Genomic DNA, 6000 nt, shown 5'->3' with positions numbered 1-6000 from the left:
TGCCCGGCCAGCGCCGCCGCCACGGCATCCGAGGCGCGCACGAAGACGCAGAAGAGCGAGTCGCCCTCGCCGCGCGGACGCACGACGACGCCCGCGTGCCGCTCGAAGACGGCGGTGAGCAGCGCGTCGTGGCGGGCCATGGCCCGGTGCATGGCGGCGGGGTGCTCCTCCCACGACCGAGACGAGCCCTCTATGTCCGTAAAGAGAAACGTGATCGTGCCGGTCGGAAGCGCGGCCATACGGACAGGCTCCGAACGCTACGCTCAGCCGATATTGCTCGACCTGCCGCGCATAGTGTAGCGACTCGGGCGACACGCCGTTCCCGATCTGGCCGAAGTGTGATCCTGGGCGTCCCGGGTTGCGTGCCGGCCGAAAAGCGTCGCCTCGCTCCGCACCCCGCCCGTTGCGGGCGATCTATCGGGAGATCGGCCGATACCCCTCGCGTTGCGATTCGCGCTAGGATGGGTCGGTGAGCGGGATCGAGGAACACTACCGCAGCGTCGCCGGCTACCGCACGCACTTCGTCGTCGCCGGCGAGGGGCCGCCGCTGGTGCTGGTGCACGGCGTCGGCGGCTCGCTGATCAGCTATCAACGCAATATCGCGGAGCTGGCCGCGGCTGCCCGCGTCTACGCCCTGGATCTGCCCGGCCACGGCCTTTCCCCCGCGCCCGACGCCGCCTACCGCGTGGAGGAGGGCGGCGCCTTCGTGCGCGCCTTCGTCGAGGAGGTCTGCGGCGAGCCGGCGAACCTGGTCGGCCTCTCCGCCGGCGGGCTGATGTGCGCCCTCGCCGCCGCCGAGCAACCGCAACTCGCCAGGCGGTTGGTGCTGGTCAGCAGCGCCGGCTTCGGCCGCAACGTCAGCTGGCCGCTGCGTATGCTCACGCTGCCTTTGGTCGATCGCTTCGTGGAGACGCCCACGCCCGAGCAAGTGCGCGGCGCCCTCGAACGGCAGGTCTACGACCCGGCGGCGATCACGCCCGAGCTGGTGGACGCCGTGTATCAAGTCTGGCGCCAGCCGGGCAACCGCCGCGCCTTTTTGCGCAGCCTGCGCAGCAACATCACGCTGCTGGGCGTGCGGCGCTGGCGGCGGCATCTGCGTATCGCCTCGAAGCTGGCGCTGCCCGTGCTGATCGTCTGGGGCAAGAACGACCGCACGATTCCCGTGCGCCATGCCCACCGCGCCGTGAAGCGCGTGGCCGGGGCGCGGCTGCACGTCTTCGAACGCTGCGGCCACATGCCGCCCTTCGAGCAGGCCGCCGAGTTCAACCGGCTGGTGGCCGAGTTTTTGGGCTGAGCCGCCGTGCCGAGGGCGGCGGGCGAAAGCGAGCGGCGCCGTGGCGCACCTGACCTGCGCGGACGTGCTGGAACACATCGGCGAGACGCCGCTGGTCGAATTGCGCCATCTTGACCTCAAGCCCGGCGTGCGCCTGTTCGCCAAGCTCGAAGGGCAAAACCCGACGGGCAGCGTCAAAGACCGCATCGTGCGGCGCATGCTGCTGGTGGCGCGGCGCGAGGGCAAGCTCACCCAGGGCGCCACGATCGTCGAGGCGACGACGGGCAACACCGGCATCGCCCTGGCGATGATCGGCCGTCAGCTCGGCTACACCGTCAAGGTCGTGGTGCCGGAGAACGTCTTCCCCGAGATCGGCGACCTGCTGCGCGTCTACGGCGCGGAGATCATCTGGGTGCCCGCCGAAGCCGGGATCAAGCGGGCGATGGAGCTGGCACGCGAGCTTGCGCGCGAGCGCGGCTGGTTCATTCTCGACCAGTTCGCCAACGAGGAGAACAGCCGCGCCCACTACGAGGGCACCGGCGCCGAGATCCTGGCCGACCTGCCGGGCGTCGATATCTTCGTCGCCGGCCTGGGCACGGGCGGCACGATCATGGGCACCGGCCGCCGGCTGAAAGAGGCGAACCCGCACACCAAAGTCGTGGCAGTCGAGCCACACCCGGGCAACTTCGTGCAGGGCTTGAAAAGCCTGCGTGACGGCTACATCCCGCCGATCCTCGACCTGGCGATGCTGGACGGCCGCGTGCTGGTGCGCAGCCGCCACGCCTTCAGCCATGCCTACGCGCTGATCCACCGCGAGGGGATCTTCGCCGGCGTCTCGGCGGGGGCGGTGCTGCACGCGGCGCTGAAGTTCGCCAGCCGCATCGAGTACGGCAACATCGTCTGCCTCTTCGCCGACGCCGGCTGGAAGTACCTGGGCACCAGCATCTGGAACGCGCCGCCGCCCGAGCAGCACGACGACGACACGATGGACGACGTGATCTGGTGGTGACGGAGGGAACAGGGCATCGAGGGCGTAGGGTGTAGGGCGTAGCAAGAACTCCCCTCCCCCAGGATTGGGAGAGGGGCAGGGGGTGAGGGCCGACGGGCAGGGGTGAGGGCCGACGCGCCAGGGGGTGAGACCACCGCTGCGGACAGATCGATTGTCGCAGAGCCTGCAGCGGATCGCAACCGTGTGCAGGGGCGGCCAGCGTGCCGCAGTGGGCGCAGGCTACGCCGCGCGGACTCGCTCAGGCTCGTGCGGACGCGCTCGCGTCGCTGCTTTCCTTGCCATGTCTCCCCGCCGGGGCTAAGCTCACCAGGTATGGCGTCAGAAACTACCCAACTGGTCTACGACGACCTCACCCGCGCCCCGGGTGAGGTCATTGCCGGTTTGCGCGCCGCGCTGCTGGCGGGCGAAGCGTGGTTCACGGCGCTGCTGCGCGCGGTGCAGCGCTGGCGTGTGCCCGTGGAAACGGTGGGCGAGCGGCACTACGTCTACCTGATCGGCGGCGAGGCGTTCGACTGGCTGCTGCTCGCCGAGCGGCTGCTTGATGCGGTGACGGACCTCGTGCCCGCCGTGGAGCGCGAGGATCTGATCTTCCACGGCCGCGCGCCCGTGCGCCTGGATACGGAGACGCTGAAGCGCGGCCTCGGCCCGGTCAAGTACCGCGCCCATCTCAACCATCACTACGGCATCACGGTGGAAGAGGCGCTGCAGCTCGCGGTGGACGAGGACGTGCAGAAAGAGGTGCGCTGCCGCGCCTGGGGCTTCGACGCCCGCACGGACGAGACGGCCTTCCAGCGCATCTATCAGAAGCCGCGCGAGTGGCTGCTGGCGCTCTTCCGCGAACAGCGCGGCCTGCCGCACGGCGAGCGCACGAGCTTCGGCGAGCAGCGCGAGTTCACCTACTGGCTGTTCAAGTACCGCCTGCGCCAGTGCGACCGCGCCAAAGTCGCCAGCGACACACGCCGCGGCCTCGCCCGCCTGGCCCAGCTCGACGCGCTGCGCCAGCCCAACACGCCGGCGCTCGAGCACGAGATGCCGACCGAGTTCATCGACCTGCCGCACTAAAACAGTTTCGGACTCGCCTTATCCACGTATTTCACGATCGGGATGTCGCTCAGATGAGGCCTGGAGGTCTTATCCGCGACACCGCCCGCCGGCAGCTGTGGCGCCACAGTGAGGCCGAACGGCGGCAGCAGATAGCCCTGCACCTCCGCCTCCGCGGCGCTGGGCGGCTGTTGTACGAAGGCGCCGGCCTTGTTTCGCGTCCTGGCTCGTTCGCTCAACATTCACCTTCTTTAGATCGTGCGATCGTGTGCTCCTGAAGCGGGTATACCAGGTCCGCCCGGCCGGCGCTGTCGACGATTTCACCCCGGGTGATGAAGCTGCCGACAGACACGGCGGGCGCCAGAACATCGTTCTCGGTACCATGGCTGCGGAGCGCGGCCGCCGGCGCCGGCCACAGCCGCGTGCGAGGGCAGCACAGCAGCAGGAGCCGATGGCCGCACCGCCTTCCACTGATGACGCCGATAGCGCCGATCAGGCGGCGTGGCCCGCCGAGCCACCGGCAGCGCCGTCCGCCGGCGGCCATGCGCGGGCGCTCACGCTCGCCTCGGCGATCGTGGCGGCCACGTATTTCGGCAGCCGCGTGCTCGGCGCCCTGCGCACCACGGCGATCGCCCACGCCTTCGGCACGCCACCCGAGCTGGACGCCTACTACATCGGCAACCGCATCCCCGACCTGCTCTTCCAGGTGATCGCCGGCGCCACGCTGGCCTCGGCCTTCATTCCCACGTTTGCCCGCGTGCGCAGCCGCCGCGACGAGGAGGCATCCTGGCGGCTGGCCAGCGCGGCGCTGAACCTGGTCACGCTGGTCACGGCCTTGCTCGCCGTCGTCGCCTTCGTGCTGGCGCCGAAGCTGGTGCCGCTCACGGCGCCGGGGCTGGGCGACAGCGTGGGCCGCGGGCCGGAGATGCGGGCGCTGGCCGTCAAGCTCACGCGGCTGATGTTGGCCGCGCCGATCATCTTCGCGATGAGCGGCATGGTTTCGGGCATTTTGAACGCACGGCGGCGCTTCTTCCTCAGCGGCATGGCGCCGATGCTCTACAACCTCGGCATCATCGGCGGCGCGTTGCTCTACGGCTTCGTCGGCGGCAGCGCCCGCTCGGGCGTCACGCTGCTCGCGATCGCCACGGTGATCGGCGCGGGCGGGCACCTGCTGGTGCAGCTGCCGGGGCTGGCGCGCGTGGGCATGCGTTACTACGGCACGCTGGGGCTGCGCGACCCGGCGGTGCGCGAAGTCGTGACGCTGATGCTGCCGCGCATGCTGGGGCTGGCGGCGGTGCAGATCAACTTCGCCGTCTCCAACTTCTTCGCCTCGCAGATGGCGGCCGGCACCGTCTCCAGCCTCAGCTACGCCTGGTCGCTGGTGGTGCTGCCGCTGGCCCTCGTCGGCCAGGCGATCTCCACGGCCGTCTTCCCGCACATGGCCGACCAGGCGGCGGACGACGACCACCACGAGCTGCGCAACACCCTGGCGCAGGCGCTGCGCATCATCGTCTTTCTCACCATCCCCGCCACGCTCGGGCTGGTCGTGCTGCGCGTGCCGGTCACCTCGCTGCTCCTGCAGCACGGCAGCTTCACCGCGCGCGACACGGGCATCGTCGCCACGGCGCTCCTGTTCTACAGCCTGGGCCTCGCCTCGCAGGCGCTGATCGAGATCCTGAGCCGCGGCTTCTACGCGCTGCGCGACACGCGCACGCCCGTCTTCTTCGCCGTGTTGAGCATGGCGCTGAACCTCGGCTTCAGCCTGCTGCTGCGCGGGCCGCTGGGCTACCGCGGTCTGGCGCTGGCGCTCTCGCTGGCGGTGACGGTGGAGGCGGCCTCGCTGTTCTGCGTCCTGCGGGTGCGCATCGGCGGCCTGCAGGAGCGGGCGCTGCTGTGGACGGCGGCGCGGGCGATCGTCGCCGCCTGGGTGATGGCGGTGGCCGTGGCGGCGGCGATGGTCTGGGCGCGGCACACCGGCCTCTTTGCCGACCGCCGCGGCGTGCGCTACCTGTTCGAAGCCGTCGTCGGCATTCCCATCGGGGCGCTGGCCTTCTTCGCTGTGGCCGCGCTCACTGGCTCGGAGGAGATGTGGATGCTGCTGCGGCCGCTCTGGCGGCGGCTGGCGCCGGCCGCTCGTTCGTAGCGAGCGTACAGGGGATCCGAGTCCCGCTCGAATTGCGGTGTGATCGGCTGCCGGAGTATGGGGTATATGGGGTATAATGGAGAGGTAGCAGGCAACGGTGCCGCGCGGGCGACGCCTGGCGTCGCCCTTTCTGATCTATGCGGGCCGCGGTGGCCCCGGGTTTCGGAGGAAGTCTTGAGTCCAGTCGATCGAACGCTGGTGTGCCGGGATTGCGGACGTGAGTTCGTCTTCACGGCGGGAGAGCAGGAATTCTATGCCAGCAAAGGGTTAACGAACGACCCCGTGCGCTGCCCCTCGTGCCGCTCGGCGCGTAAATCCTCGCAAACGCACAACAGTTTCGATGCCCCGGAGGATAACGGGTACGTTCGCTACGGCACCTTCGCCAGCTACGGCGGCCGCACGCCGCGCCAGATGCACCCCGCTTCGTGTGCCGAGTGCGGCCAGATGACCGAAGTGCCCTTCGTGCCCCGCGGCGACCGGCCGGTCTATTGCAGCAACTGCTATAACAAGATCCGCGCCGCCCGGCAGTAGCCT

Annotated in this window: 7 protein-coding genes; 5 read left to right on the top strand and 2 right to left on the bottom strand. The window is 69.8% G+C overall.

What is annotated here, in order from left to right; genetic code table 11:
- Positions 1–239, bottom strand: a 239-nt coding sequence (locus tag VKV26_07630) for an adenylate/guanylate cyclase domain-containing protein (GenBank protein HLZ69766.1), incomplete at its 3' end; no start/stop codon positions are given.
- A gap of 230 nt (positions 240–469) precedes the next feature.
- Here VKV26_07630 and VKV26_07625 point away from each other — a divergent pair.
- The 3 genes from VKV26_07625 to VKV26_07615 all read left to right on the top strand — a co-directional run bounded on the left by VKV26_07625 (position 470) and on the right by VKV26_07615 (position 3344).
- Positions 470–1294, top strand: a complete 825-nt coding sequence (locus VKV26_07625; protein ID HLZ69765.1) for an alpha/beta fold hydrolase — start codon at positions 470–472, stop codon at positions 1292–1294.
- Between the two features lie 40 nt (positions 1295–1334).
- Positions 1335–2282 carry a cysteine synthase family protein gene (locus VKV26_07620; protein ID HLZ69764.1) on the top strand — a complete coding sequence of 316 codons (948 nt, stop codon included), beginning with the start codon at positions 1335–1337 and terminating at the stop codon, positions 2280–2282.
- Between the two features lie 312 nt (positions 2283–2594).
- Positions 2595–3344, top strand: coding sequence for a hypothetical protein (locus VKV26_07615; GenBank protein HLZ69763.1), 750 nt, complete (start codon positions 2595–2597; stop codon positions 3342–3344).
- On the opposite strand, the gene VKV26_07610 is transcribed toward VKV26_07615, so the two are convergent.
- Complete coding sequence (locus VKV26_07610; protein HLZ69762.1) at positions 3341–3487, bottom strand: hypothetical protein; 147 nt, start codon at positions 3485–3487, stop codon at positions 3341–3343. The two genes, VKV26_07615 and VKV26_07610, sit on opposite strands and share 4 nt — an antisense overlap.
- Positions 3488–3774: 287 nt before the next feature.
- On the opposite strand from VKV26_07610, the gene murJ reads away from it, so the two are divergent.
- Together murJ and VKV26_07600 are read left to right on the top strand one after the other, a co-directional pair.
- Positions 3775–5466, top strand: coding sequence for a murein biosynthesis integral membrane protein MurJ (murJ, locus tag VKV26_07605; GenBank protein ID HLZ69761.1), 1692 nt, complete (start codon positions 3775–3777; stop codon positions 5464–5466).
- Positions 5467–5640: 174 nt separating this feature from the next.
- Positions 5641–5997, top strand: a complete 357-nt coding sequence (locus VKV26_07600) for a zinc-ribbon domain containing protein (GenBank protein ID HLZ69760.1) — start codon at positions 5641–5643, stop codon at positions 5995–5997.
- Positions 5998–6000: the final 3 nt, after the last annotated feature.

The sequence above is a fragment of the Dehalococcoidia bacterium genome (assembly GCA_035310145.1).
Taxonomy (GTDB): domain Bacteria; phylum Chloroflexota; class Dehalococcoidia; order CAUJGQ01; family CAUJGQ01; genus CALFMN01.
This window is presented reverse-complemented; position numbering and strand designations above follow the sequence as displayed.

Bases quoted from the DNA above. Each gene is read 5' to 3' on its own strand.
- murJ (HLZ69761.1), top strand. From the start codon at position 3,775: ATGGCCGCACCGCCTTCCACTGATGACGCCGATAGCGCCGATCAGGCG.
- VKV26_07615 (HLZ69763.1), top strand. From the start codon at position 2,595: ATGGCGTCAGAAACTACCCAACTGGTCTACGACGACCTCACCCGCGCC.